Source organism: Kitasatospora sp. NPDC057936, from assembly GCF_042887525.1.
In the GTDB taxonomy this organism is placed as follows: Bacteria; Actinomycetota; Actinomycetes; order Streptomycetales; family Streptomycetaceae; genus Kitasatospora.
Map to the genome: position 1 here is coordinate 13,173 of NZ_JBHVPD010000105.1, position 24,846 is coordinate 38,018.

The 24,846-nt window shown below is 74.0% G+C and carries 21 protein-coding genes; 16 read left to right on the forward strand and 5 right to left on the reverse strand.

From position 1 onward, the window contains the following. Positions 1–4 precede the first annotated feature (4 nt). The 3 genes from ACFVU9_RS37855 to ACFVU9_RS37865 all read left to right on the forward strand — a co-directional run bounded on the left by ACFVU9_RS37855 (position 5) and on the right by ACFVU9_RS37865 (position 2,644). Entirely contained in the window at positions 5–871 is an 867-nt protein-coding gene (locus ACFVU9_RS37855; RefSeq protein WP_387601457.1) for an NAD(P)H-binding protein, read from the forward strand. A 254-nt stretch (positions 872–1,125) separates the two neighbouring features. Then, positions 1,126–2,253: a phosphate ABC transporter substrate-binding protein PstS gene (gene pstS / locus ACFVU9_RS37860; protein ID WP_387601460.1), complete on the forward strand. Its 1,128-nt coding sequence runs from the start codon at positions 1,126–1,128 to the stop codon at positions 2,251–2,253. A gap of 115 nt (positions 2,254–2,368) precedes the next feature. After that, positions 2,369–2,644 carry a PASTA domain-containing protein gene (locus ACFVU9_RS37865; protein ID WP_380438753.1) on the forward strand — a complete coding sequence of 92 codons (276 nt, stop codon included), beginning with the start codon at positions 2,369–2,371 and terminating at the stop codon, positions 2,642–2,644. Positions 2,645–2,733: 89 nt separating this feature from the next. Here ACFVU9_RS37865 and ACFVU9_RS37870 read toward each other — a convergent pair whose 3' ends face one another. Then, on the reverse strand, positions 2,734–3,708 hold the full coding sequence (locus ACFVU9_RS37870; protein ID WP_387601464.1) for an alpha/beta fold hydrolase: 975 nt from the start codon (positions 3,706–3,708) through the stop codon (positions 2,734–2,736). Positions 3,709–4,294: 586 nt separating this feature from the next. Here ACFVU9_RS37870 and ACFVU9_RS37875 point away from each other — a divergent pair. After that, entirely contained in the window at positions 4,295–5,083 is a 789-nt protein-coding gene (locus tag ACFVU9_RS37875) for an SPFH domain-containing protein (protein WP_387601466.1), read from the forward strand. Between the two features lie 19 nt (positions 5,084–5,102). Here ACFVU9_RS37875 and ACFVU9_RS37880 read toward each other — a convergent pair whose 3' ends face one another. After that, positions 5,103–5,720: a TetR-like C-terminal domain-containing protein gene (locus ACFVU9_RS37880; protein WP_387601469.1), complete on the reverse strand. Its 618-nt coding sequence runs from the start codon at positions 5,718–5,720 to the stop codon at positions 5,103–5,105. Positions 5,721–5,845: 125 nt separating this feature from the next. Between ACFVU9_RS37880 and ACFVU9_RS37885 the strand changes: the two genes are divergently transcribed. After that, entirely contained in the window at positions 5,846–6,793 is a 948-nt protein-coding gene (locus ACFVU9_RS37885; protein ID WP_387601472.1) for a carbohydrate kinase family protein, read from the forward strand. Positions 6,794–6,825: 32 nt separating this feature from the next. Further along, the gene (locus tag ACFVU9_RS37890; RefSeq protein ID WP_387601474.1) at positions 6,826–8,928 is read left to right on the forward strand and encodes an HAD-IIB family hydrolase; all 2,103 of its coding nucleotides are present in this window, start codon (positions 6,826–6,828) and stop codon (positions 8,926–8,928) included. Here the strand turns inward: ACFVU9_RS37890 and ACFVU9_RS37895 are convergent. Together ACFVU9_RS37895 and ACFVU9_RS37900 are read right to left on the reverse strand one after the other, a co-directional pair. Then, positions 8,921–9,448, reverse strand: coding sequence for a hypothetical protein (locus tag ACFVU9_RS37895; protein ID WP_387601477.1), 528 nt, complete (start codon positions 9,446–9,448; stop codon positions 8,921–8,923). The two genes, ACFVU9_RS37890 and ACFVU9_RS37895, sit on opposite strands and share 8 nt — an antisense overlap. Before the next feature lie 108 nt (positions 9,449–9,556). Then, positions 9,557–10,567 (reverse strand): substrate-binding domain-containing protein, encoded by a 1,011-nt coding sequence (locus ACFVU9_RS37900; protein ID WP_387601479.1) that lies wholly within the window; start codon positions 10,565–10,567, stop codon positions 9,557–9,559. A 323-nt stretch (positions 10,568–10,890) separates the two neighbouring features. Here ACFVU9_RS37900 and ACFVU9_RS37905 point away from each other — a divergent pair, with 323 nt between their 5' ends. The 7 genes from ACFVU9_RS37905 (at position 10,891) to ACFVU9_RS37935 (ending at position 20,032) form a co-directional block, all read left to right on the forward strand. Continuing rightward, a complete protein-coding gene (locus ACFVU9_RS37905; protein ID WP_387601482.1) occupies positions 10,891–12,972 on the forward strand; it encodes a glycoside hydrolase family 27 protein in 2,082 nt (693 codons plus the stop codon). A 252-nt stretch (positions 12,973–13,224) separates the two neighbouring features. Further along, entirely contained in the window at positions 13,225–14,265 is a 1,041-nt protein-coding gene (locus tag ACFVU9_RS37910) for a substrate-binding domain-containing protein (protein ID WP_380438735.1), read from the forward strand. A gap of 54 nt (positions 14,266–14,319) precedes the next feature. After that, positions 14,320–15,906 carry a sugar ABC transporter ATP-binding protein gene (locus ACFVU9_RS37915; protein WP_380438733.1) on the forward strand — a complete coding sequence of 529 codons (1,587 nt, stop codon included), beginning with the start codon at positions 14,320–14,322 and terminating at the stop codon, positions 15,904–15,906. Further along, complete coding sequence (locus tag ACFVU9_RS37920) at positions 15,903–16,943, forward strand: ABC transporter permease (protein ID WP_380438731.1); 1,041 nt, start codon at positions 15,903–15,905, stop codon at positions 16,941–16,943. The genes ACFVU9_RS37915 and ACFVU9_RS37920 overlap by 4 nt, the downstream gene beginning before the upstream one ends. Before the next feature lie 128 nt (positions 16,944–17,071). Continuing rightward, positions 17,072–18,148 (forward strand): galactose-1-phosphate uridylyltransferase, encoded by a 1,077-nt coding sequence (galT, locus tag ACFVU9_RS37925; protein ID WP_387601487.1) that lies wholly within the window; start codon positions 17,072–17,074, stop codon positions 18,146–18,148. A gap of 69 nt (positions 18,149–18,217) precedes the next feature. Continuing rightward, on the forward strand, positions 18,218–19,369 hold the full coding sequence (locus ACFVU9_RS37930) for an FAD-dependent oxidoreductase (protein WP_387601490.1): 1,152 nt from the start codon (positions 18,218–18,220) through the stop codon (positions 19,367–19,369). A gap of 42 nt (positions 19,370–19,411) precedes the next feature. Further along, positions 19,412–20,032, forward strand: a complete 621-nt coding sequence (locus ACFVU9_RS37935) for an L-threonylcarbamoyladenylate synthase (protein ID WP_380493214.1) — start codon at positions 19,412–19,414, stop codon at positions 20,030–20,032. A gap of 88 nt (positions 20,033–20,120) precedes the next feature. Here ACFVU9_RS37935 and ACFVU9_RS37940 read toward each other — a convergent pair whose 3' ends face one another. Next, positions 20,121–21,233 (reverse strand): peptidoglycan-binding protein, encoded by a 1,113-nt coding sequence (locus ACFVU9_RS37940; RefSeq protein WP_380509715.1) that lies wholly within the window; start codon positions 21,231–21,233, stop codon positions 20,121–20,123. 361 nt (positions 21,234–21,594) lie between these two features. Between ACFVU9_RS37940 and ACFVU9_RS37945 the strand changes: the two genes are divergently transcribed. The 3 genes from ACFVU9_RS37945 to ACFVU9_RS37955 all read left to right on the forward strand — a co-directional run bounded on the left by ACFVU9_RS37945 (position 21,595) and on the right by ACFVU9_RS37955 (position 24,798). Next, positions 21,595–23,085, forward strand: coding sequence for a serine/threonine-protein kinase (locus ACFVU9_RS37945; RefSeq protein WP_387601494.1), 1,491 nt, complete (start codon positions 21,595–21,597; stop codon positions 23,083–23,085). Between the two features lie 195 nt (positions 23,086–23,280). Then, positions 23,281–24,483 (forward strand): MAB_1171c family putative transporter, encoded by a 1,203-nt coding sequence (locus ACFVU9_RS37950; RefSeq protein ID WP_387601497.1) that lies wholly within the window; start codon positions 23,281–23,283, stop codon positions 24,481–24,483. 132 nt (positions 24,484–24,615) lie between these two features. Further along, on the forward strand, positions 24,616–24,798 hold the full coding sequence (locus ACFVU9_RS37955; protein WP_380438718.1) for a hypothetical protein: 183 nt from the start codon (positions 24,616–24,618) through the stop codon (positions 24,796–24,798). The last annotated feature ends 48 nt before the right edge of the window (positions 24,799–24,846 follow it).

Here is a 24,846-nt window from a genome sequence, read left to right on the forward strand (position 1 = left end):
AGAGATGTCCATGATCGTAGTGACGGGTGCCACCGGCACGGTCGGCTCGAAGATCGTCACGGGGCTGCGCGAGCGCGGCGAGAGCGTCCGCGCGCTGCTGCGCAATCCCGCCGAGGCTCCGGCGGAGTGGGACGGCGGGGTCGAGAAGGCCGCCGCCGACTTCTCCGACCCGGCCTCGCTGGACGCGGCGCTCGCCGGCGCCGACGTGGTCTACCTGCTGGTCGCCGTCCACCCGGACATGGCCGACCACGAGCGGAACGTGATCGACGCGGCAGTGCGCACCGGCCGGCGCCCGCGCGTCGTCCTGCACGCCGCCGCGGGCATGGAGCAGCGCCCGGCGGGCGTCCGGTTCGTGGCCTCGCACGTCGCGGGCCTGGAGCACCTGCGGGCGAGCGGCCTGCCGTGGACGGTGATCGCGCCGAACGGCTTCTACCAGAACTTCCTGGGCATGGCGCCGAGCGTGCGGGCGGGCCGGCTGGCCGTGCCGGGCGGCGAGGGCGCGGTGTCGTACGTCGATGCGCGGGACGTCGCCGCGGCGGCCGTCGAGGTGCTGGCTACGGAGGGCCACGAGGGCGCCGTCCACACCCTGACGGGCCCGGCGGCGCTCACCCACGACGCCCTCGCCGAGCAGCTGGGCGCGGTGGCCGGCCGCACGGTGCGGTACACCGCCGTCGCCCCCGACGCCGCCCTCGCCGGCATGCTCGACGCCGGCTGGGACCCGTGGCGCGCCGAGGGCATGGTCGAGCTCTACGGCCTGTACGCGGCCGGGCACGCCTCCGCCGTGAGCCCGGACGTCGAGAAGCTGACCGGCCGTCCGGCCCGCTCCTTCGCCGAGTTCGCCGCCGAGCACGCCGGGGCCTTTGCCGACTGACCTCGCGTCGGCTGACCCCACGTCGGCTGACCCCACGTCGGCGGGCCGCCGCCGTCGCCCTCACCCGGACGGCCGACGGCGGCTGCTCCGCCCGTGTGATCACCGCCACTCCGGACCGCCCCGGTTCACCGCCGGTTCAGCGCGGGCGGAAGATCTGTTCACCTCCCCCGTCTAAATTCTTCACCCCGGGGATCACCAGGCCCCCGGAACCCGCGTCCGAGCGCGGGCCGTGAAGAACGAGGGGAAACGAAGAGATGCTCCAGCGGAACCGCCGGTCCAGCAGCCTTGCCCTGAGTGCGGTGGCACTGGTGGGCGCCCTGTCGCTGACGGCGTGCGGCAGCGACGACAACAACCCCGCCCCCGCGGCGAGCGGTTCCTCAGCCGCCGGCGGCGCATCGATCAGCTGCGGCAAGAACGGCTCGCTCCTCGGCGCCGGTTCCACCGCGCAGGGCCCCGCGATCGACGTGTGGAAGAACCTCTACGCCGCGTCCTGCTCGGGCACCACCGTCAACTACAGCGGCGGCGGCTCCGGCGCGGGCGTCCAGCAGTTCAACCAGGGCAAGGTCCAGTTCGCGGGCTCCGACTTCGCGCTCAAGCCCGCCGACGTCGACGCCTCGAAGGCCGTCTGCACCGGCGGCAAGGCGATCGACCTGCCGATGGTGGCCGGCCTCGTCTCCCTGGTCTACAACGTCGACGGCGTCGACAACCTGATCCTGGACGGCCCCACCGCCGCCAAGATCTTCGACTCGCAGATCACCAAGTGGAACGACCAGGCGATCGCCGCCCTCAACCCGGGCGCCAAGCTGCCGGACGCCGACATCCAGTCCTTCCACCGCTCGGACGACTCCGGCACCACCTTCAACCTCACCTCCTACTTCGCCAAGACCTCCGGCGGCGCGTGGAGCGCCGCGCCGGACAAGGCGTGGAAGGGCAAGAACGGCCAGTCCGCCAACGGCAGCGCCGGCGTCGCGGCCCAGATCAAGCAGGTCAAGAACTCGATCGGCTACGCCGAGCTGTCCTACGCCCAGACCAACAACCTGAAGAGCGCCCAGATCAGCACCGGCGCCGCCAAGCCCGCCGCGGCGACGGCCGCCAACGCCGCGCTCACCCTCGCCTCCTCCACCGTCGTGGGCACCGACGGCGACCTCGCCCTGTCCCTCGACTACGCCACCAAGGCCGACAACGCCTACCCGATCGTCCTCGTCACCTACGAGATCGTCTGCGACAAGGGCAACAAGGCGGACACCCTCGACACCCTCAAGGGCTTCCTGACCTACACCGTCGGCGACGCCGCCCAGAAGGCCATCGGGGACAAGGGCTACGTCCCGCTGCCCGCCGCCATCGGCGACAAGGTCAAGGCCGCCGTCACCAGCCTCGGCTGACCCGCACCCGGCACACGTCCGACCGGCACCCGCCGGCCCCGCACCGAGGGGCCGGCGGGTGCCGCCGTCTTCCCTCCGGGAGGCATCGGCGGCAGGCTGGTCCCGGGAGGGTGACATGACGTGGATCGGACCCAGCACGGCCCCCGAAGTGACGGTGCCCGACGTGGTCGGGCTGCTCGTGCCCCAGGCGCGCAAGGTCGCGGGGGAGGCGGGCCTCGCCATCGCCAGCGGCGATCCGGACGGCCCGCCCGTCAGCGCGCTGACCTGGCCCGGTGTCTGGGTCGTCACCGGCCAGCACCCCGCCCCCGGTGCGAGGATGCGCCGCCACGGCTCGATGGTGGTCGAGTTCGCGGAAGTGCACGACGAGAACGGCCCGCGGCGCCCGCGCTAGTGCCGCGGCACTAGCGGCAGACCGTGCGAATCCCCTCCTCCCAGGAAGGGTGCCACCGGGAGGAAGGGCAGTCCTGGGTGCGCGGACGCTCAGGCGTGTCCGCGCGTGGCGCCCGGCGGGACCGGCACGGTGACGGCCCAGCCCGCGGCCAGCGAGTCGACGAACTCGCCCAGCAGCTGGCCGACGTGCTGCGCCACGGCCCAGTGGGTCACCAACTGCTCGCGCGGGGCGTCGAGTTCGCGGTGTACGGCGGTCGGCGCGGCCTCGCAGTACTCGCGCTGGAGGCGCAGCCGGTCGCGCAGGTCCCCGGAGCGCTTGCCGGTGATGACGATCGTGGGCACGTCGGCGCGGGGCAGCCGGCCCTCGTGCCGCAGGAAGCGGGCGCGGGCGCCGCGCCACTCGCGCCGGACGGCCGCGCAGGTGCGGGCGTCGGCGTCGAGGCGCAGGACGACGCCGTCCAGGGACGCGCCCGCGGGGCCGGTGTCGACCCGGCCCAGCGGTTCCCCCGGGTGGGAGGGGTCGACGAGCCCGAGGGCGAGCACGTGGCCGGGCAGGCGGCGGGCGGCGGTGGCGGCGAGGTAACCGCCGAGGGAGTGGCCGACGAGTACGACGGGCCGCTCGCCGGCGACGTGGCGGACGAGGTCGGCGAGGTCGGCGGCGGCCGCGTCGATGTCGAAGTGCCGGCCGCCGGTGTAGCTGCTGCGGCCGTAGCCGGCACGGTGGTACGTCACGACCGGTCCGGTGACGGCGAGTTCGCGCAGCAGCCACTCGGCGTGGCCGGCCCCGTCGCCGAGCGCGCCGTCGAAGACGACGAGCGGTGCGAACGGGTCGGCCGGGGCGTCGTCCGGCGGCCGGTGCACGCGGTACGCGAGCACGTTGCCCGCCGTGGTGGTCATCGTCCGCTCGTCGCCGTGGGCCGCCGGCACGGCGCGGCGCCGCCGCACGGCCTCGACGGCCCCGCCCACCACGACGCCGGCGAGGACGGCGGCGGCCAGGGCGGCGGAGCGGCCCAGCACGGGGGGCGAGGAGGCGGCAGGCCGGAAGCGGTGCGGCAGACGGGCCATGGCGGAGGTCCCTTTCCCGGTGCTGGCGGAGCGGAGGTGATACCGGCCCGGGGGCGCCCCGACCCCGCCGACGGGGGTACGACAGGACGGGGCGCACCCGGGGTCCGGTGGCGGCGACCGGTGCGCAACGAGGCGCGGGTGGCTCGGTCGCGTCCGGCGCCGGGCACCAGCATTCGCTAACCGCTGCCGCACTGTCAACTGGTATGGATCAACTATGTCCTGACGTTCATCCTGGCTGAATCCGCCAGGGCGGCGAAGTCGTCGCCGCAGGGGCGCACGGAGCTGTCGCTCGCGCCCGGCGTCGGCTTCCGGCACCACTCGCCCGCGCCCGCCGGGAGCCCCGGCCACCACTCGCCCGCACCCGGCCGGGTCCTCACCCGCCCCCGCCGGACTCAACGCCCGGGCAGGGCCCGGCCGTTCCCCGGTGCCGACGGCATCCGGAGCGTAACGATTCGTCAAGGCCCGTTCCGCTCCCTGTCGGACGTCACACCCCGGGCGCATACTGTGCTCCGCGGCTCGCACCCGTGCGACAGGGCCACTCCGGTCCCGGCGCGGGCTGCGCCGCGGCGGGGGAGGTCGCAGTACCGTGGCGATTGTCGTACTCATCCTGGTCCTGGCCCTGTTCTGGTTCGTCACCGGCGTCCGCGTGGTCCAGCAGTACGAGCGCGGGGTCGTCTTCCGGCTCGGCCGCGTGCGCAGCCGGGCCCGCCAGCCCGGGCTCACGCTCCTCATCCCGGTCGTCGACCGCATGCGCAAGGTCAACGTCCAGGTCGTCACCATGCCGGTGCCCGCGCAGGAGGGCATCACCAAGGACAACGTCTCCGTCAGCGTCGACGCCGTCCTGTACTTCCGGGTCATCGAGCCGATCAAGGCCACCGTCGACGTCCAGAACTACAGCTTCGCGATGCTCCAGGTCGCCCAGACCTCGCTGCGCTCGATCATCGGCAAGAGCGAGCTCGACGACCTTCTCTCCGGCCGCGAGCAGCTCCACCGCGGACTGGAGATCATGCTGGAGAGCCCGGCCACCGGGTGGGGCGTGCACATCGACCGGGTGGAGATCAAGGACGTCACCCTCCCCGAGACCATGAAGCGCTCGATGGCCCGCCAGGCCGAGGCCGACCGCGAGCGCCGCGCCCGCATCATCACCGCCGACGGCGAGTTCCAGGCCGCCTCCAAGCTCGCCGAGGCCGCGACGACGATGGCCGAGACCCCGGCGGCGATGCAGCTGCGCCTGCTCCAGACGGTGGTCGAGGTGGCCGCCGAGAAGAACTCCACGCTCGTCCTGCCGTTCCCGGTCGAGCTGCTGCGCTTCTTCGAGGCCGCCGCCGCCAAGGCCTACGCGGCCGTGCCCGACTCCCCCGCGGACGGCGCCTGAGGACCGGCGTCCGCCGCTCTCACGGGCGGACCATCGGCAGCAGGACCTCGTCCACAATGGCCTCCGGGTCCAGCCGGACGGGCGCGCCGCCGCACATCTTGAACCGGTAGAGCATCAGCGCCGGCACGACGTCGATGACCAGCGGCGTCACCGCCGCCGCACGGACCTCGCCGCGGGCGGCGCCCCGGGAGAGGACCTCGGCGATCAGCCGGGTGGTGGGTTCGACCACGCGCACCAGCACGATCTCCAGGAAGGCGTGCGCCCGCTCGTGGTCGAGCTCGCTCATGACGGCGCGCACGGCCGCGCCCGACTCGCTGAACATCGCCGCCCGCAGCCGGGTGACCACCTCGACGAGGTCCCCGCGCAGGCTGCCGGTGTCCGGGGCCGGCCCGGCCGGGGGCAGGCTGGCGCGCAGGGCGTCCATGACCAGCTCCTCCTTGGACGACCAGCGGCGGTAGAGCGCCGCCTTCCCGGTCTGCGCCGCCGCCGCGACGCCCTCCATGGTGAGCCGCGCGTAGCCGTCCGTGACGAGCTGCCGGAGCGTGGCCCCGAAGATCGCGCTCTCCAGCACCTCGCCGCGCCGGCGCAGCGGCACGGCGTCGGCCGCTCCGCGCGTGGCCTCGGGTTCGGCGGTCATGCCGGCACCACCTCTCCGCTGTCCCGGATCCACCTCCGAGTTTAGTGAACGAATGCGTTCTCTCCTACTGGGTGCTTTGACGCGTTCGCGCCTCGCGGTGCGCTGCGGACCCCTATGCTCGCCGGATGGAGTCGAACGGGACCTTACAGCCGTGCGAAGTACTGGTGGCCGGCGCGTACTTCGCGGACCTGGTGTTCCACGGGCTGCCCCGGCCGGTCGAGCCCGGCGGCGAGGTGTTCGCCGACGGCTTCGCGTGGGTGCCCGGGGGCGCGTACACGCCCGCGATGGCACTGCGGCGGCTCGGGCGCGACGTCGTCTGGAGCGCCGACTTCGGCACGGACGCCTTCAGCGCCCAGGTGCTGGCCAGTGCCCGCCGGGAAGGGCTGGACGCCTCCGCGTTCCGCCACCACCCCGTCCCCGTCCGGAGCGTGACCGTCGCGATGGCCTACCCCGGCGACCGCGCGATGGTCAGCTTCCAGGACCCGGTCGCCCCCGCGCCCCTCGTCCCGCTGCTACGCCGGTACCGTCCGCGCGTCCTGATGGTGCCCCAACTTCGCTGGGACGACGACATGGTGGCGGCCGCCGAGGCCGCCCGGCGGCTCGGCACGCAGGTGGTCATGGACTGCCACGACTCCCCCGCGACGCTCGACGACCCGGCGGTCCGCCGCATCCTCTCGCTGGTCGACGTCCTCACCCCGAACGCCGCCGAGGCGCTGCGGCTGACCGGCGCCGCCGGGCCGGAGGACGCGATCGCCGAACTCGCCGCCCTCGTGCCGACCCTGGTGGTCAAGCGCGGCGCGGACGGCGCCACCGCCGTGCGCGGCGGCGAGCGCCACGACGTCCCGGCCGTCCCGGTGCGGCCGGTCGACACCACGGGCGCCGGGGACTGCTTCAACGCGGGCCTCGTCCACGGCCTCCTGGACGGCCTGGGCCTGCCGGACTGCCTCGCGGCGGCGGTGGTCTGCGGAGCGGCGGCGACCACCGGCCCCGGCTCGGACGCGGCCCTGCGCGCCGACGAGCTCGCCGCCCGGCTGCCGTCCCGCACACCTGAGGTGAACACTTCACACCGCTGAGTGATCGTGCTAGCGTCCGGCGGATGTCACGGATGTCACCCGTCACAAGGGTTCTGGTCACCGATCTGGACGGCACCTTACTCGGCGGCACCCGGGAGGAACGCCGCCGCCTGCGCGACGCCCTGGCCCGCCACCCCGAGGTGACCCTCGTCTTCGCCACCGGCCGGGGCCTGTCCTCCGTCCGCGACGTGCTGCGCGACCCGCTCGTCCCGCGCCCGCGCTGGATCATCGCCGACGTCGGTGCCACCGTCGCCGACGGGGCGGACTTCTCCCCCGTCGACCCGCTCCTGGAGCAGCTGCGCGCCGGCTGGCCGGGACCGGCCCGCATCCGCGCCGCGCTGCGCCGCTTCCCCGCCCTCACCTACCAGTTCGGCGTCGTCCAGGAGGGCCGCTGCTCCTACCACGTGGCCCCGGAGCGGCTCACCCGCGAGGTCACCGACGCCGTCCGGGCGCTCGGCTGCGGCTGGGAGTACTCGGCGGGCCGCTACTTCGACGTCCTGCCCGCGGGGGCGTCCAAGGGCAACGCCCTGCGGGCCCTGGCCGGGAAGCTGGGCTGGACGCCGCAGCAGATCCTCGTCGCCGGCGACTCGCTCAACGACCTGTCGCTGTTCAGGACCGGCGCACACGGCGTGGTCGTCGGCGGCGCCGAGACGGCCCTGCTCGACGCCGTCGCGGGGGACCCGCTGGTCCGCCGCCCCCGGCAGACCGGCGCCGCCGGGATCCACGCGGTGCTCCAGGACCTCGGCTGGGTCGGCCCCGATCCGGACCGGCCCCACCGCCGGCACTCCGTGGTGGTCGCCTACCACCGGCCGCCGATGCACTGGACCGGCACCAGGTGGCAGCCGCCCAGCAGCCCCAACGGCATACTCCCGACCCTGACCAGCGCGTTCGCCGACGGCCTGCCGGGCGTGTGGGTCACCGCGCTGGCCAGCGGCGACCGCGAGGCCCCCCGCCCGCACCCCACCGGGCTGCCGCTCTCCCTCGTGCCGCTCAGCGCGGAGCAGTGGACCGGCTACTTCCACCGGGCGTGCAAGGAGACGCTGTGGCCGGTGCTGATGTCCGAGCCCGCGCGGTCCGTCCCCGACCGGCACGCCTGGGCGGCCTACCGGGCGGTGAACGCGCGCTTCGCCGAGCACATCACCGCCGAGGCCGCGCCCGGCGCCACCGTCTGGCTGCACGACTACAACCTGTGGCTCGTCCCGGGCCTGCTGCGCGGCACCCGGCCCGACCTCAGGACCGGGCTCTTCCACCACACCCCGTTCCCGGCTCCCGAGGTCTTCGCGGCCCTGCCCGTCGCGGCCGAGCTGCGCGCCTCCCTCGCCTGCCTCGACTGGGCCGGCTTCCACACCGACGCCTTCGCCGAGCGCTTCCGGCGGACGCTGGGGCAGCGCGCCCCGCGCACCGAGGTGCATCCGCTGGGCGTCGACCGGGCCGCCGTCGAACGGCTCGCCCGGCTGCGCAGGCCGAGGCCGCGCCCGGCCGCCGGGCGGGTGGTGCTCTCGGTCGAGCGCCTCGACTACGCCAAGGCGCCGGTCCAGAAGGTCGACGCCCTGGACCGCCTGCTGGAGCGCCGGCCGGAGCTTCGCGGGCGGCTCGTCTTCCGGCTCGTCTGCCCGCCGCCCGAGCCCGGCATCACCGCCTACGACTCCACCCGCCGGCAGCTGGAGCAGCGGATCGCCGAGGTCAACGACCGCTGGCAGCAGGGCCGTTGGCGGCCGGTCGACTACCTGCCGGGCAGCCTGTCCGCCGCCGCGGTCGTCGACGAGTACCTGACGGCCGACGTGCTGTGGGTGACGTCGTTCCAGGACGGGATGAACCTGACGGCCAAGGAGTTCGTCGCCGCCCAGGCCGCGCTGCCCGCCCGCACCCCGGGCGTGCTGGTGCTCTCCCGGCACGCGGGGGCCGCCGCCGAGCTCGGCGACGCGGCCCTCCTCACCGACCCGCACTCGCCGGAGGACCTGAGCACCGTCCTGGCCCGGGCCCTCACCCTCTCCGCCGCCGAACGCCGGGCCCGGATGAACCGGCTCTCCGAACTCCTCGGCCGCGAACGGCCCGCGGACTGGGCGGCACGGATCGTGCGGGCGATCCGGGACTCCGCACCGGAGGCCCTCCCGGCCCGTACGGGTGTCAGTTGACCCAGTCGAGCCAGAACATGAAGCACCGCTGGAAGGCGCCCGGCGCCCCGGCGCCGAAGGTGACCACCATCGCCTGCCCGACGGCGACGTCCGTCGGGTCGACGCCCGGTGACCACGCGATCTTCGCGTCGATGCCCGGGATCGAGCGGAACGGGGAGTACGCGCCCAGGCCGCTGCTCGCCCGCCCGATGACCGCGCCGTCGCGGCGCAGCTCGGCCCGGCACAGCCCGGTCGGCCGCAGCTCGTAGCCGCGGGCCCCGACGAGGGCGGTGCGGGTGCGGGCCTTGCGGCGCGGGTCCCAGCCGCGGCTGCCCCGCACCGTGGGCACGTGGTGGCCGTTGACGGACAGGGCGCCGTGCTCGCGGTCCGGCACCGCCGTGACGGTGGGTATGCCCGCGCCGGTGAGCCGGACGATGACGGAGGGCCAGCGGTCGTGGCTGATCCGGAGGGGCCCGAACGGGCTGTCGGCCACGCGCTGTTGCGACAGGTGGACCTTGCGGCGCTGAGCGGGGGCGGACATGCGCGATCGACTCCTGGATCTGCCGTGGGGGTGTTTCCGGGCCCGGACAGGGCGGGGTGCAGCCTACACAGCGCCGTTCGGCGGCCCCGTCGGCGGGCCGGGTCGTGCTCAGGTGCAGGCCGCGCCGGACGCCTGCCGGTTCGCGGGGTCGACCATGGCCGTCGGGACGATCGTCTCGTGCGGGAGCTCCTTGTGTTCGCGCAGCCGGTCGGCCATCTGCTGGACGGCGAGCGCGCCGACCTCGGCGCCCTTGATGAGGAGTGCGGCCCGCATCGCCGCCGGCCGGCCGGCCTGCCAGTCCTTGCAGGCGAGGTAGGCGCCGATGCCGATGCCGACGACGTTCTCCGGCCCGAAGCCCGCCTCGGCCAGGGCCTTGATGCCGCCTTCGACGTCCTCGTCGTTGCAGCCCCACACCACCCAGTGCCGGACGCCGGGGCTGGTGGACAGCGTGTAGGCGGTCCGCTTGCGGGCGTCGTCGACGGTGTTGGCGGCCCACACCTTGGCGTTCTTCAGGACGGCGCCGGCGTGGGCGGAGAACGCCTGCGCCGCCGCGTTCACCCGGTCGCGGCAGACCGGGATGTCGTCGTTCGCGACGGACAGCGTCCAGGTGTCGGCGGGCTTCCAGCCCGTCCTCCCGTACTCGATGGCCGCGCGTTCGCCGACCGCCGCGCCCATGGCGGCGCCGTTGAAGCCGACGCGCGGGACGAGTCCGTTGGAGAAGCAGGCACCGGGGTCGGGGTAGTCGGCGCAGAGCTGGTCGTCGGTGGAGAGCAGCGGGACGTCGGCGCGGCGGGCGAGGGCGACGAGGTCGGGGCCGACGGTCGGGTCGGGCACGACGGCGATGAGGCCGCCCGTCTTCCTGCCGAGGGCCGCCCCGGCCTCCTTGAGGGCGCGGTCGCGGTCGTTGCCGAGGTCGACGACGGTCAGCTCGACGCCGAGCTGCGCCGCCCTGGCCCTGGCGCCGGCCGCCTCGTCGACGAAGTAGCCCTGGTCGCCCTGCTTCTGCAGGAAGGTGATGGTCAGCGGGCCGTGCGCCGCCGGGTCGGGCGGGTCCGCCGAACAGCCCGTCAGCGCGAGGGCGAAGGCGGCGACGCCGGACGTGCACAGGCGCAGGCGCATGGATGCTCCAAGGTGGGGGGCTTGGTTGATTTGAACGTTCAAACACTCACAAACGAACGCGATCGAACGCGGCGGTCACAGGAAACGCCACGTTCACCCGCCCGTCAAGGCCTCGCGTCCGACGAACTTCGGGCCGATACCGGCTCGTTATCGTGCGGAACCTGCCTCTTGAGCCGGGCCGGGTGGAGCCACTAGCCTGCGCCTGCCCCTGTTGGGATCTGAGCCCCATCGGTCGCCTTCCGACACGAATCAACAAATTCCAACAGGCGCTCGCTCTGGCGACCCCACCCACCCCCACCCTTGGAGCACCCATGCGCCCACGCATGCGCAGATCCCGACGACTCGCCGGCGCGCTGCTGTCGCTCGCCCTCGCGACCCCGGGCCTCGGCGCCCTCGCGCTGACCACGGCGACCCCCGCCGCCGCCCTCGACAACGGCACCGCCCTCACCCCGCCGATGGGCTGGAACTCCTGGAACTCGCTCGGCACCAACGTGACCGAGCAGCAGGTCAAGCAGACCATCGACTTCATGTCCGGCAACGGCCTGGTGACGGCCGGCTACAACACCGTCACCATCGACGACGGCTGGTCGCTCTGGCACCGCGACGGCCAGAGCACCGACATCGTGCGGACGTCCTACGGCTCGATGCAGCTCTACGACGCCGCCGGGAACCCGGTCGCCGGCACCGACGGCACCGGCAACGACCCGACCTCCGGCCACCTCGCCCCGCGCCCGGACACCTTCCCCTCCCAGGTCGTCAACGGGCAGACCGTCAACGGCATCCAGTACCTCGCCTGGTACGCCCACAGCAAGGGCATGAAGTTCGGCCTGTACGGCACGGACACCTACCTGACCTGCCAGATGCACCCCGGCAGCCTCGGCCACGAGGCCACCGACGCGAGCGACTTCGTCTCCTGGGGCGTCGACTACGTCAAGTACGACGACTGCCCCTACGGCCCCCAGATCGTCGGCCCGGACGGCCACAACTACTACACCCAGGGCGAGGGCAAGGAACTCACCCAGTCCATGTACGCCCGGGTGCAGACGTTCCAGCGCGCCCTCGACGCCGCCTCCGCCGCGCAGGGCAGGCCGAGGGTGGCGCTCAGCGTCTCCGCCCAGCCGGTGCACACCGGCGTGCCGTACCTGCTGGGCGCCAACGACCCGGCCCGCACCGACCCGGTGATCCGGGCGGCCGGCACCCCGGCGTACCAGTCCCCGGGGTACGCGCCGACCGGCGTGTGGTGCGGGCAGGTCGCCAACCTGTGCCGGATCGGCGGCGACCGCGGCAGCGACCTGAGCGGCGTGCTCTACGGGCAGCAGCTGGGCACCGCGCTGCAGTACCCGGGCAACGTCCGCCCGGGCAGCTGGAACGACATGGACATGATGTTCACCGGCTGGCAGGACGTCTACGGCTCGTGGGGCGTCACCGACACCTGCGCGTGCCACAAGCCGTTCACCGACGACGAGTCGCGCACCGAGCTGTCGGTCCTGTCGATGATGGCCTCGCCCCTCATCTCCGGCGCCGACCTGCGCACCTACGCCGACGCCCAGCACACCGACGGCAGTACGAGCTGGTCCACCGGCATCCCCGCCTCCGGCCTGGCGCTCATGAAGAACGCCGACGTCATCCGGATCGACCAGGACGCGCTCGCCAGGCCGGCGACGCTGGTCGGCGCCCCGCCCGCGAACGGCACCGCCCCGGTGGTCCTCAAGCGGCAGCTGGCGGGCGGCGACACCGCCGTCCTGCTGGTCAACCAGGACCCGAACAACTGGCAGACGATCGGCAGCACGCTCGGCTCGCTCGGCCTCACCGGCGGCTACACGTCCAAGGAGCTGTGGACCGGCGCCACCGGCACCGTCGCCTCCGGCGGCACCGTCGGCGGCACCTGGGTCGCCCCGCACGGCGTCGCGATGTTCCGCCTCACCCCGCAGGCCGCGTTCACGCCCGCGGCGGTGATCGGCGACGGCGCCTACCACGCGATCGGCGCGGGCGGCACCGGCGGCCAGGCGCTGGAGGTCCAGGGCACCTGCAGCGCCGCGGACGGCGCGGCCGTCGACGTCAACACGTGGTGGAGCACGCACACCTCGGAGCAGTGGAACTTCGCCGCCAATCCGGACGGCACGGTGCGCATCACCGACAACTGCTACACCGGCACCCAGGTGCACGGCATCCTCACCGCCCCCGGCTCGTCCGGCGCGGCCGCGTACGTCACCAACGGCTACGACCCGAACAACGCCCGCCAGAAGTGGCGGGTGCTCCAGAACACCGCGACCGGCGCACTGACCGTCACCAACGTGGCCACCGGCCTCGCGCTCGCCGCCGCCGGCCCGGCGGCCGCCTCCGCCGTCGTCACCGTCCAGCCCGACCCGGCCGCGGCCGGACAGGCCTGGACGACCCTCTCCTGATCCACCGTCCGCTCCGACCCGGTCCCCACCCGCCCGCCGGGTGGGTGGGGACCGGGTAGACCGCGGCGATAACGGGAACGTCTCGAATTGACGCGAGCGCATCGAAGACCCTTGACGAAAGTCCGGGCGGGGAGTTTCCTGTCCGAGCACGTTTGATCAAGTTTGCTTCTGATCGATTGTGTTTGATTCAAGCCGCGACTCAAACGCCGTGCCCACATCCCCCACCCTTCTCTCCTGACCGGGAGCCACCGCATGTTCATTCGCCGCAGCCGTGTCCTGTCCGCCGCCGTCCTGGGCTGTGTGACCCTCGTGGGCGCCGTCGGGTGCTCGACCGGCCAGGAGTCGTCCTCCGGCTCCGTCGCCAAGGTCGACGGCAAGGTCTCGCTGACCTACCTGCAGAAGCAGGGCGACCAGGAGTACTTCGTCGGCGAGGCGGCCGGCGCCAAGGCCAAGGCCGCCGAGCTCGGCGTCGACCTCAAGGTCGTGAACCTCGGCAACGACGCGAACAAGACGGTCAGCGAGGTCCAGTCGGCCATCGCCGGCAAGAGCAACGGGCTGATCGTCGTCGTGCCCGACCCGGCCGTCGGCCCGCAGGTCGTGCAGACCACCAAGGACGCCGGCGTCGCCCTGCTCACCTCCGACGACCAGATCTGCGCCACCGGCCCGGCGCCCGCCTCCTGCGGCAAGGGCGACCTCGTCGCCCGGGTCGGCTTCTCCGGCGAGCAGATGGGCGGCGAGGTCGGCAAGCGGGCCGCCGCCGAGTTCAAGAAGGCCGGCTGGAACCCCGCCGACACCCGCATCATCTCCGCCTGGAAGCAGGACGTCACCGTCTGCGGCGACCGGATCAAGGGTGCCAAGGCCGCCTTCGCCGCCGCCGGCGGGGCCGACGTCAAGAACATCGACGTCGCCACCGACAACACCCCCACCGGCGCCCAGGACAAGACCGCCGCCACCCTCACCGCCAACCCCGGCGTCAAGCACTGGGTGGTCTGGGGCTGCAACGACGAGAACGTCCAGGGCTCCGTCACCGCCCTGCAGAACGCCGGCGTCAGCCCCGACGACATCGACGGCGTCGGCCTCGGCGCCTACCTCGCCTGCAAGGACTGGACCAGCGGCAAGCCCTCCGGCATGAAGGCCGCCCTGTTCATCAACGGCAAGGACGTCGGCGCGCTGGCCGTCCAGACCATGGTCGACAAGCTCAAGAACGGCAAGGACTTCCCCGCCGAGGCCTTCGCCCCCACCACCATGGTCGACGCCTCGACCTGGCAGAGCACCGGCATGACCTGCAGCTGAGCACCACCCCTTCCGGTACCCCAAGCGACCCCCAGCACCTCCAGCGAGGCACGCATGACCTCACCCGAGTCCCCACCCGGCTCCGGGCCCTCCCCCCGGCCCGCCCAGGGCCTGGTCGCCGAGAACATCGGCAAGACCTTCGGCAGCGTCCGGGCGCTGCACGGCGTCAGCGTCGACTTCCCGCCCGGCAAGGTCACCGCCCTGATGGGCGAGAACGGCGCCGGCAAGTCGACCCTGCTGCGCATCCTGAGCGGCGACCACCGCCCCACCGAGGGGCAGGTCCTGCTCGACGGCGCCCCGCTCGACCTCTCCTCCCCCACCGACGCGCGCCGCGCGGGCATCCGGATCATCCCGCAGGAGCCGGAGATCATCCCGCACGTGTCGGTCGCCGAGAACGTCTACGCGGGCAGCCTCCCGCGCCGGGCCGGGCGCCGGCTCGACCGGGCCGAGCTGCGCCGGCGGATCACCGCGGACCTGGCCGACCTCGGCTTCGAGCAGGTCCTCGACCCGGACCTCCTCGGCTCCGAACTCACCGCCGCCCAGCGCCAGTTGGTCGAGATCATGCGCGCGCTCACCGGCGCCGTGCCGCCCCGGGCGATCGCCTTCGACGAGCCCACCTCCTCGCTCTCCGAGCACGAGGTGGAGGCCCTGTTCGCCCTGATCGGCCGGCTGCGCGACCGCGGCATCGCGGTGATCTACGTGTCGCACCGCATGAAGGAGATCTTCCGGCTCGCCGACCGGATCGCCGTCCTGCGCGACGGCACCCTGACCGGCGTCCTGCCCGCCGACGGGACCGACGAGCGCGAGCTCGTCCGGCTCATGGTCGGCCGCGACCTGGCCGGCCTGTTCGTCCGCCAGGACGTCGCCACCGACCGCGTCGTGCTCGACGTGCGCGGCGTCAGCACCGACGACGTCCACGACGTCAGCCTCCGGGTGCGGGCCGGGGAGGTCGTCGCCCTCGCCGGGCTCATCGGCGCCGGGCGCTCCGAGCTCGCCCTCGCCCTCGCCGGGGACGTGCCGATCCGCTCCGGCGAGGTCCTCCTCGGCGGCACCGTGCTGCGCCTTCGCTCCCCCAAGGACGCGATCCGCGCGGGCCTCGGGCTCGCCCCCGAGGAGCGCAAGGCCCAGGCGCTCTTCCTGCACCGGACGATCCGCGACAACACCTCGCTGGTCAGCCTCGACCGGCTGCGGCGGCGGCGGTTCGTGCGGCGCGGCGCCGAGCGGCAGCTCGCGCAGGAGTACGCGGACCGGCTGCGGGTCCGCGCGCCCTCGATCGAGAGCGAGGTCCGCACGCTCTCCGGCGGCAACCAGCAGAAGGTCGTGCTCGCCCGCTGGCTGGCCCGCCGCCCCGAGCTGCTGATCCTGGACGAGCCGACCCGCGGGGTCGACATCGGCGCCAAGGCGGAGATCTACCAGATCATCGCCGACCTGGCCCGCGACGGCGTCGCCGTCCTGGTGATCTCCTCCGAACTGCCCGAGGTCCTCGGCCTGGCCGACCGGATCCTGGTCATGCAGAACGGCCGGATCACCGGCGAACTCGGCCGCGCCGAGGCCTCCGAGGAGGCGATCCTCGCCCTGGCCATGTCGGAGGACCTCGCGCCCGCCGACACCACCGACCCCACGACCGGAGCCGCCCGATGACCACCCCCTCCACCACCGCCGACCAGCGGCCGCAGGCCCCCACCGGGCCCGCCCGGCCGACCGGCGCGCGGGCCGTGCTGGGCGCCGTCGGTGGCCAGAACCTCATCCTGCTGCTGGCCCTGGCGGCCGTGCTCGCGCTGTTCGGCTTTCTCAACCTCAACTACCTGGGCTGGCAGAACATCCAGGTCATCGCCGAGGCGGTGACCATCGCCGGGCTGCTCGCCGTGGTCCAGACCGTGGTGATCATCTGCGGCGGCCTGGACATCTCGGTCGGCTCGCAGGCCGGCCTCGCCTCCGTGGTCAGCGCGATGGTGTTCACGTCCACCGGCTCCAGCGCCGCGCTCGGCATCGGCGCGGCCGTGCTGGCGGGCGCCGGCGTCGGGCTGCTCAACGGCGTCGTGATCATCTACGGCCGGGTCAACCCGACCATCGCCACCCTGGCCGGGCTCGCCGCGTACAAGGGCGTCGCCCAGCTGATCTCGGACGGCCGCGCCCAGGGCTACGTCCTCGGCGACCCGCTGTTCGTCTTCCTCAGCCGGGGCAAGATCGCCGGGCTGCCGACCATGGTGTGGATCCTCATCCTGGTCGCCGCCGCCGTGCACGTCCTGCTCACCTACACCGACATCGGCCGCAACATCTACGCCCTCGGCGGCAACCCCACCGCCGCGCGGCTGGCCGGCATCGACCTCAACAAGTACCTGCTGTCGGTGTACGCGCTCACCGGCATGGTCGCGGCCGTCGCCGGCGTCCTGCTGACCGCCCGCACCGGCTCGGGGCAGCCCACCTCCGGCAGCGAGGGCCTGGAGCTCCAGGCCATCACCGCGGCCGCGCTCGGCGGCTGCGCGCTCAAGGGCGGCAAGGGCGGGATCGCCGGGACGCTCCTCGCCGTCGCGCTGCTCGGCGCGCTGCAGAACGGGCTCACCGTCCAGGGCATCAACTCCTTCTGGCAGAACGTCGCCCAGGGGCTCCTGCTCGTCGTCGCCGTGGTGATCCAGCAGCGGCGCGGGCGCGAGCGGGCCGTCGGCCTGCCCGCCTGACCGTCCTCCAGCCAATCCCCCAGGAGGCCGCCTCCGTCCCCCACCGGAGGCGGCCTCCGCCACGCGCGGCACCGGTCGTGGCCGCGCACCGCCGCCGCGGAAGGCCCAGCCATGGAGAAGACCCAGCCGTGAAGAAGACCACCGCCAAGCTCGCGGACGGCCGCGAGATCCTCTACTACGACACCGACGAGTCCGCCGTGCGCGACACCGTCGACCGGCGCCGACTGGAGCCCGCCGCCGTCCGCTCCGCGATCCGCCGCGACCCCGCCACCGGGGACAGCGTCACCATCGCCGCCCACCGCCAGGGCCGCACCCACCTCCCGCCCGCCGACGAGTGCCCGCTCTGCCCCTCCACCGACGCGCGGCTCAGCGAGATCCCGGCCCCGGACTACGAGGTCGCGGTGTTCGAGAACCGCTTCCCGTCCCTGCACCCCGACGCGGACGCGCCCCGGACCGAACGCCCGCTGCGCACGGCCGGACCGGGCACCGGGCGCTGCGAGGTGGTGTGCTTCACGGCCGACCACGACGCGTCCTTCGCCGACCTCTCCGAGGCCCGCGCACGTCTGGTCCTGGACGCGTGGACGGACCGCACGGCCGCGCTCTCCGCCCTGCCCGGCGTGGAACAGGTGTACTGCTTCGAGAACCGCGGCGCCGAGATCGGCGTCACCCTCGCCCACCCCCACGGACAGATCTACGCCTTCCCGTTCACCACCCCGCGCACCACCCGCATCGCCGCGCGGGCCTGGGCCCACCGCACGGCGACGGGCCGCAACCTCTTCGACGACCTCCTCGCCGCCGAACGCGCCGACGGCGAAAGGGTCGTACTCGCCGGAGAACACTGGACGGCCTTCGTCCCCTTCGCCGCCCGCTGGCCCTACGAGGTCCACCTCTACCCACACCGCCGCGTCCCCGACCTCACCGCCCTCGACGAGGCCGAACGCGCCGAGTTCCCCCGCCTCTACCTCGACCTGCTGCGCCGCTTCGACCGCCTCTTCGGCACCGGCCGCACCCCGTACATCTCCGCCTGGCACCAGGCACCCCGTGAACAGCGGGACGAACTCGCCCTCCACCTGGAGCTGTTCACCATCCGGCGCACCGCCGACAAGCTCAAGTACCTGGCCGGCGTCGAATCCGGCATGGACGCCTTCGTCAACGACGTCAGCCCCGAACACGCGGCCCAGCGGCTGCGGGAGGCGGCGCTGTGACGGATGTCATCGGCACTTCGTGATCGAACGCCCTGCCGCCGCCACCAACCGGCAGTGATGCTGGTGGACATGACGGAACGTGAGGAGCGGGACATGAAGGTGATCGTGGCCGGGGCCGGCATCGGCGGGCTGTGCCTGGCGCAGGGGCTGGTCCGCGCCGGGATCGACGTGCGGGTGTACGAGCGCGAGCCCGCGGCGGACAGCCGCTACCAGGGCTTCCGGATCGCTCTGAACGAACACGGGCTCGGCGCGCTGCGCGACTGCCTGCCGCCCCGGCTGTACCGGCTGCTCGACGCCGTGACCGGGCCGCTCGCCGGCCGGCCGAGGGTGGTCGACCAGCACCTCACCGAGCTCCGGCGGCTCGACCCGACCGACGGCGGCGCGGCGGCCGACCGGCGCGTCCTGCGGGAGGTCCTCCTCGCCGGGCTCGGCGAGCGCGTCGAGTTCGGCAGGGCCGTGACCGGCTACGCCGAGCTGCCGGACGGCACCGTCGAGGTCCACCTCTCCGACGGCGGCAGCGCGGTGGCCGACCTCCTCGTCGGCGCCGACGGCGTCGGCTCGGCCGTGCGCCGCCGACTGCTCCCCGACGCCCGGGTGGTCGACATCCCGGGCAACTCGCTCCTCGGGCGCACCCCGCTCACCGAGCGCTTCGCCACCCTCGTCCCGGACTTCGGCACTCTCGTACAGGGCCCCGGGCTGACGATGCTGCTCGGCCGGATGGAGTTCCGCCGCCCGCCGAGGCTCGCGGCGGCCGAGCTCGCCCCCGAGGTCGAACTCCCCGACACCGACAGCTACCTGCGCTGGGTGGTCACCCTCCCCGAGCAGCTCACCGGCGACGACGACTGGGCGACCGTCCGCGACCGGCTGCTCCCCCTCCTCGACGGCTGGCACCCCGACCTCGTCGAGCTCGTCCGCCGGTCCGACGTCGTCAACAGCTCGCCGCTGACGCTCCGGTACACCGAGCCGCTCCCGCACTGGGGCACCGGCCCGGTCACCCTCCTCGGCGACGCGATCCACGCCATGCCCCCGAGCGCGGGCAAGGGCGCGAACACCGCCCTGCGCGACGCCGCGCTCCTCTGCCGCACCCTCACGGACGCCCACCGGGGCGGGACCGGCCTGCGCGAGGCCGTCGAGGTGTACGAGCACGAGATGCTCGCGTACGGCTTCGCCGCCGTCGCCGAGAGCCTCGAACAGCTCCCGAACTTCACCCCGTCCCGCTGAGACCTGCGGCGATCAGCGGCCGGCATCCCTTAGGGTCGCCGAATGGCCAAGTACTTCGACGTCCACCCAGAGTCCCCCCAGCCGCGCACCATCAGCACCGTGGCCGACAGCCTCCGGTCCGGAGCCCTCATCGCGTACCCGACCGACTCCTGCTTCGCCCTGGGCTGCCGGCTGGACAACCGCGACGGCCTCGAACGGATCCGGACGATCCGGCGCCTCGACGAGCGGCACCACTTCACCCTGATGTGCGAGGACTTCGCGCAGCTGGGGCAGTTCGTGCAGCTCGACAACAACGTCTTCCGCGCCGTCAAGGCCGCGACGCCGGGCGGCTACACCTTCATCCTCCCGGCCACCAAGGAGGTGCCCCGGCGCCTCCTGCACCCGAAGAAGAAGACGGTGGGCGTCCGGATCCCCGACCACGCCGTCACCCGGGCGCTGCTCGCCGAACTCGGCGAGCCGCTGGTCTCCAGCACGCTGCTCCTGCCCGGCGAGGACGAGCCGATGACGCAGGGGTGGGAGATCAAGGAGCGCCTCGACCACGTGCTGGACGCCGTGGTCGACTCGGGCGACTGCGGCACGGAGCCGACGACGGTCGTCGACTTCTCGGGCGGCGAGCCGGAGATCGTCCGCCGGGGGGCCGGGGACCCGAGCCGCTTCGAGTGACGGTGCGCAGCACCGGGGCGTCGGGCCGCGGCTGACGCGGTGCGGGCGGCGGCCGGAGCCGCCGCCCGCGCCGTGCGCGCCCCGGCCGTCAGGCCGTGACGTGGTACCAGAAGCCGCCGGTGCGCAGGCCGACGTAGTGGACGTCCGTGCCCGTCTCCTTGGCCTCGTACATCATGTCCGCGCCGGTGGCGGGGTCGGTGCCCGCGTACAGCACGACGTGCGTGGTGGTGTGCGCGTCCGTGCCGAAGTACTCCAGGTCGCCCGGCCGGCGCTGGGACTCGGTGACCGGCGTGAGGTGGCGGTCCAGCGTCTGCTGGTTCGTGTCGCCGCCGTTGGCCAGGTCGAAGCCCGCGCCGAACCAGTAGGCCGCGCGGACCAGGCCCGAACAGTCCACGCCGGCGGTCGTGTCGGCCGGGCAGGGCTGGATCGAGCCGGTGTAGCCGTCGCACGTGCCCAGCGACGGGCCGGGGCCCTCGCCGCGCAGCGAGTGGCCGCCGCCCCACACGTACGGGACGCCGAGGAAGGCCTTGGCCGCGGCGAGGACCTTGGCCGGGTCGACGGGGGTGCCGGGCGGCGGCGGGGTGCCGGTGGAGCCGGCGTTGCCGCTGTAGAGGGCGGCCTTCGTGCCCTGGCCGACGACGCCGTCGATGGCCAGGCCGTGGAAGGCCTGGAAGTCGCGCACCGCCGTGTCGGTGGCCGGCCCGAACTGCCCGTCCACGGTGAGCCGGGCGCCGAGCGCGTTCAGCATCGTCTGCAGCGTGCTGACGCACGGTCCGCTCGCGCCGGTCCGCAGGTCGCCGCACTGGGTGCGCAGGTCGACGGTGCCGGAGGCCGCCGCGGCCGCGGCGTCGAGCGCCGCCTTGGTGGCGGGGCCGACGATGCCGTCGGCCACCAGCGCGTGCGCCGTCTGGAAGACGCGGACGGCGGTCAGGGTGGCCGCCCCGAACCGGCCGTCCACGGCGATCGTGGCGCCGGTGCGGTCGAGCTCCAGCTGGAGCTGGGTGACGCAGCCGTCGGACTCGCCCTGCCGGATGTCCGCCGGACAGGCGGAGGAGGTCAGGGCTATCGGGCTCGGCGCGGTGGCCGCTGGCGCGGCGGAGGCGGCCGCGGCGGAGGCAGTCAGTGCGCCGAGACCGGTCAGTGCGGCGGCCAGGGCGAGGCCCAGCGATAACCGGCGGCGGGCGGGGAGGAGGGTACGCACGGGTGGCTGCTCCTGGTGTGTGAGGATCTCGTGGATCTCCGGCGCGAGTCTCCGATGATTCGTCAGCCGGGAGCCGGCGGCGGGGATCGACCCGCTGCCGCCGGTCCCGTCAGTCTGCCGGGCGACCGCGTCGGCGCAAGGCCCGGTCGTGTCCGTCCCACCCGTCCCACACCGGTGACCGGGACTTTGGTACTCCGGCCGGCCGCCGATTGGAGACACCGCGGCCGTCCGGACCATCCGGACCCCGGGTGCCCCGGCCCGCGCGCGGCTGGGATGATCGTGGCCCGGGCCGGTCCGACGGCCCGTCGCCGCAGCGCGGATCCGGCACCATCGCCGGTCCTGGACCCCTGCGGCGGACCGCGTGCACGGGAACGGGGAGACGGTGTCGGAGAGCGGGAACGGCGTCGGCGGTGGCGACCAGGCGACGCGGGAGGGGCGGCTGGTCGGCGGGCGCTACCGGCTCGTGCGGCGCCTCGGCGCGGGCGGGTTCGGCAGCGTGTGGCAGGCCCACGACGAGGTGCTGGGCGTGGACGTCGCCGTCAAGGAGGTCCAGTTGCCGCCCGCCGCCTCGGCCGCGGAGCACGACGAGCGCCTGGTGCGCGCCCAGCGGGAGGCCCAGCACGCGGCGCGGCTGCGCGACCACCCGAACGTCGTCGGGGTCCACGACGTCGTGGTGGACGGCGGTCTCCCCTGGACGGTCATGCAACTGATCGTCGGCCGCTCCCTGGAGGACCGGATCGTCCAGGACGGACCGCTCCCGGCGCCCGAGGCGGCCCGGGTCGCGCAGGCCGTCCTCGCCGCGCTGGGCGCCGCGCACGAGGCGGGCATCGTCCACCGCGACGTGAAGCCCGCGAACATCATGCTGGCCGACGGCGGCGGCGTCCTGCTGGCCGACTTCGGGATCGCCGTGCAGCAGGACCAGACCGCGCTCACCGCCTCGGGCATGTTCATCGGCTCGGTCGACTACCTCGCGCCCGAACGCGCCCACGGCAGCCCCGCCGCTGCGGCCGGCGACCTGTTCTCCCTCGGCGCGACGCTCTACCAGGCCGTCGAGGGGCGGATGCCGTTCCGCCGCGACACCCCGGCGGCCACGCTCGCGGCGCTCCTGTTCGAGACGGCACCGCCGATGGCACTGGCCGGTCCGCTGGCACCGCTGATCAACGGCCTGCTCACGAAGGCCCCGGACGACCGCCTCACCGGCCCGCAGGCCGCCGCCATGGTCACGGCGTTCCTGCAGCAGCAGCCCGCCCCGCCCACGGCGCCGCCGACCGCTCCCTTCACCGCGACCGCCACGACGTTCGTGCCGCCCCCGCCGCCCGTACCGCCCCGCGCTCCGGCCCCGGCACGGCGCTGGAGCCCGGCGTACCTGCTCGCACCCCTCGGCGGCCTGGCCCTGTACGTCGGCGCGGTGCCCCTGACCGGCGCCACCCTCAACGGCACGTTCGCCAACGGCCACGACCTGGCGGCCGACGTTTCGCTCGGCAAGGCGCTCGGGTTCCTGTCCTTCCCCGGAGTCCCCGACACCCGCTACGGCATCCTCCTCGCGTGGCCCTGGCTGCTGCTCGGTGTCCTCGCCCTCGTCTGCACCGCCCTCCGGCCGCACCGCCGGCACCCGGTCGTCCGGACCCTCGGCTACCTGAGCCTCTCGGCGTTCCTCGTACGCCTCCTCACCACCGACCTGACGCTGCGGCCCACCGACTTCGCCCCCGTGTCGCCCACGCTGGTGCCGCACATCACGATCTCCTTCGGCCCCGGCTGGTGGCTGCTCCACGCGGCGGTGCTGCTCAACCTCGCCTACTTCGTGTGGCAGGACGTCCGCACCGCGCGCCGGACCACCCCCGCGGCCGTCTGACGCCTGCTCCTCCCCACCCGTCAAGTGGCCTGGAAGCCCCGGAAGTCCGCCACTACCATGGGCGTCCGGACAGTCCCGTCGGGTGGGGAGATCGGGGAGGGAGACGATGTCCACGGCGGCAAGCGGCACGGGCTTCGACGCCGTCTTCGGTCTCGCACCACCCCACCACCCCGACGATCCCGACCGGACGGCACCGTGAGCAGCACCGTCGACTACCTGGTCTGCGCGCTGGCCCTGCTGGCGACGGCCGCACGGCTGGTCCTGACCCGCGGCCTGTGCCGCCGCCCCGGCGAGCGCCGGCTGCTGGTGTTCATCCTCGGCATCGGCACGGCCGTCGCCGTGCTCGCCCCGGCCACCCGGGCCGCCGTGCCGTGGGAGTCCGTCGCGCGGTGCGTGCCGCTGCTCGGCTACGAGCTCAAGCTCGGCGCGGAGTGCGCGATCGCCCTGCTCGTGTACGCGGTGCGGCCGGCGGCGTCGGGCCCTGCCGCCGTGCGGCGCCAGGCGGTGGGTTCGGCGTTCGTCATGGCGGTGAGCGCGGTCGCGTACGTGGTGGGCGGGGTGCGGCCGGAGGGCCCCGAGCTGGTGGCCGGCCCGGTCGGGCGCCTGCCGCTCACGCTGTTCAACGCCCTCTTCACCGTGCACGGCTGCTGGTGCGTCGCGGTGTTCGGCCTGGCGGTCCTGCGGTCCGCCGGGGTCGTCGCCCCCGGGCTGCCGCGGACCGGGCTGCGGCTGATCGTCGCCGGGACGGCGTGCGGGTTCGCCTGGTCGGCGCTGAGCGCCGTGCCGCTGTGGGAGACGCTGACGACCGGCCGCCAGGAGATCGAGGAGGACGCCTTCTCGGCCCCGTTCGCCCTCGGCACGCTGCTCTTCGGCATCGGCGGCATGACGCTCGCGGTGTGGGCGGCCTTCCTGACCCGCTCGGCGCGGCAGGTGCGGGCCTGGCGGGACTACCGGCGGCTCGAACCGCTGTGGTCGGCGCTGCACTCGGCGGTGCCGGAGATCTCGCTCACCGCGGAGGTCGGGGTGCTCGGCCTCGGCGGGCCGCTGCGGAACCCGGAGTTCGCGCTCTACCGGCGCGTCATCGAGATCCGCGACGGTCAGCTGACGCTGCGGGCGCACGCCGATCCGCGGGTGCCCGGGTGGGCCGAGGCGGCGAGCGGCGGGGACGCGGCCGTCGTGGAGGCGGCCGTCCTGGCCGCCGCGCTGGAGTCGTCGGCGGCCGGGCACCGTCCGTCCGCGGACGGGACGGGCTACGCGCCGCGCGAGGTCGCGGCCGACCTCGCCGCCGAGACGGCCTGGCTGGTGACGGTGTCGCGGGCGTTCGCGCGTTCGGCGGTGGTGGCGCAGGTGCGCACGGGGCTCCCCGAGGGCGAAGCGACGAGTCATCAACTGTCGTAAATTTAGCAGCTCTTGGCATCCATCTCAGTTGACACCCTCCTGGTGCGCCGACATCCTGAACCCCGAACCCGGGAAGGCCCCTCGCCCACCTCGGCTGATCGTCAGCATCCCATCGGCCCACAGGAGTTCGCCGTGCTCGACATCATCTTCATCGTGCTGTGGGTCACCAACCGCAACCGCGCCAGAACCGCCGTCGATCCGTACGAGCGCGAGAAGTACGCCAAGCGCGCCAAGATCTTCGGTTGGCTGGAAATCGCGAACCTCGGCTTCGGGATCCTGCTCGCGATATTGATCATCACCAGCAGCCCGCGGTAGGGCTCGCGCGAACGACCGTCGGCCCGGTGTCCTCACAGGGGAGGACAC